1 protein-coding gene is annotated in these 2,399 nt (G+C 38.1%); it reads left to right on the top strand.

Features of this window, described 5'->3' with window-relative positions; translation table 11 throughout:
* A partial coding sequence (locus tag BUB82_RS11810; RefSeq protein ID WP_394331621.1) for a beta strand repeat-containing protein occupies positions 1–2,399 on the top strand: 2,399 nt, incomplete at both ends.

The following is a 2,399-nucleotide window of genomic DNA, read 5'->3' as shown; positions in this document are numbered from 1 at the left end:
GTTGTAACTGTTGAAGATAATATAGCGCCAATAGTTATTACTCAGGATATTTTAATAGATCTTGACGACAACGGTGAAGCGAGTATTACAGCCGACCAAATAGATGCTGGTAGCAGTGATAATTGTGGTCTAGAGAGTTTAGTTTTAGACATCACAGACTTTACCAGTGCAGATGTTGGTGAGAATACGGTAACCCTAACGGTAACCGATACAAGTGGTAATGTATCTTCAGAAACCGCCATTGTAACAATTGGTGATGATACGGTTCCAACAGTATTGACCCAGGACATTACAGTTGCTTTAGATGAAAATGGAGAAGCGAGTATTACAGCAGCAGAAATAGATGCGGGTAGTACTGATAACACTGGCATTGAGAGTTTAGTATTAGATGTCACTGAATTTGATTGTTCAATGATAGGCGAAAATACAGTAACTTTAACCGTAACCGATACTTCAGGTAATGAGGCTACAGGAACGGCAATAGTAACAGTAGAAGATAACTTAGCGCCAACAGTCTTAACACAAGACATCACAGTTCAGCTAGACGCTAATGGTGAAGTAAGTGTTACAGCAGACCAAATTGACAATGGTAGTACTGATAATTGCGGAATAGAAAGTTTGGTATTAGATGTGACTGAATTCGATTGTTCTAATGTTGGAGCTAATACAGTAACTTTAACCGTTACTGATGTTAATGGTAACGAATTTTCATCATCAGCAGTAGTTACAGTTGAAGATAATATAGCGCCAGCAGTAATTACTCAGGATATTTTAATAGATCTCGACGGTAACGGCGAAGCGAGTATTACCGCCGACCAGATCGATAATGGTAGCAGTGATAATTGTGGTCTAGAGAGTTTAGTATTAGACATCACAGACTTTACCAGTGCAGATGTTGGTGAGAATACGGTAACCCTAACGGTCACCGATACAAGTGGTAATGTATCTACTGAAACAGCAATTGTTTCTATAGGTGATAATGCAGCACCAACAGTACTGACCCAAGATATCACAGTTGAATTAGATGAAAATGGTGTAGCGAGTATTACAGCAGCAGAAATAGATGCGGGTAGTACCGATAACACAGAAGTTGAAAGTTTAACTTTAGATGTCACTACATTTGATTGTAGCAATGTCGGTGTTAACACGGTAACCTTAACGGTAACTGATGTCAATGGCAATGAATCTTCAGAAACAGCCACTGTAACGGTAGAAGATAATACCGAACCAACAGTTGTAACCCAAGATATCACGCTTGAATTAGATGAAAACGGTGAAGCAAATATTACAGCAGACCAAATTGACAATGGTAGCAGTGATAATTGTGGTATAGAAAGTTTAGTATTAGATACAACAGATTTTGATTGTTCTAATGTTGGAGCTAATACAGTCACATTAACCGTAACCGATGTTAATGGTAACGAATTTTCATCAGCAGCAGTAGTTACTGTTGAAGATAATATAGCGCCAATAGTAATTACTCAAGATATTTTAGTAGATCTCGACGATAACGGCGAAGCTAGTATTACAGCCGACCAAATAGATGCTGGTAGTAGTGATAATTGTGGTCTAGAGAGTTTAGTTTTAGACATCACAGACTTTACCAGTGCAGATGTTGGTGAGAATACTGTAACCCTAACAGTAACCGATGTAAACGGTAATGTATCCACTGAAACAGCAATTGTTACTGTAGGTGATAACATACCACCAGTAGTCATTACACAAGATATAACGGTTGAATTAGATGAAAACGGTGAAGCGATTATTACAGCAGCAGAAATAGATGCGGGTAGTACCGATAACACAGAAGTTGAAAGTTTAACTTTAGATGTCACTACATTTGATTGTAGCAATGTCGGTGTTAACACGGTAACCTTAACGGTAACTGATGTCAATGGCAATGAATCTTCAGAAACAGCCACTGTAACGGTAGAAGATAATACCGAACCAACAGTTGTAACCCAAGATATTACGCTTGAATTAGATGAAAACGGTGAAGTAAGTGTTACAGCAGCTGAAATAGACAATGGTAGTACTGATAATTGTAGTATTGAAAGTTTAGTATTAGATGTAACTGAATTCGATTGTTCTAATGTTGGAGCTAATACAGTAACTTTAACCGTTACTGATGTTAATGGAAACGAATCTTCATTAACAGCAATAGTTACAGTTGAAGATAATATGGCGCCAGCAGTAATTACTCAGGATATTTTAATAGATCTCGACGATAACGGCGAAGCGAGTATTACAGCCGATCAAATAGATGCTGGTAGCAGTGATAATTGTGGTCTAGAGAGTTTAGTTTTAGACATCACAGACTTTACCAGTGCAGATGTTGGTGAGAATACGGTAACCCTAACGGTAACCGATACAAGTGGTAATGTATCTACTGAAACAGC

It is taken from the genome of Psychroflexus salarius, from assembly GCF_900129035.1.
GTDB lineage: Bacteria > Bacteroidota > Bacteroidia > Flavobacteriales > Flavobacteriaceae > Psychroflexus > Psychroflexus salarius.
The sequence above is the reverse complement of the archived record's forward strand: the minus strand, read 5'-3'. Positions and strand labels throughout refer to the sequence as shown.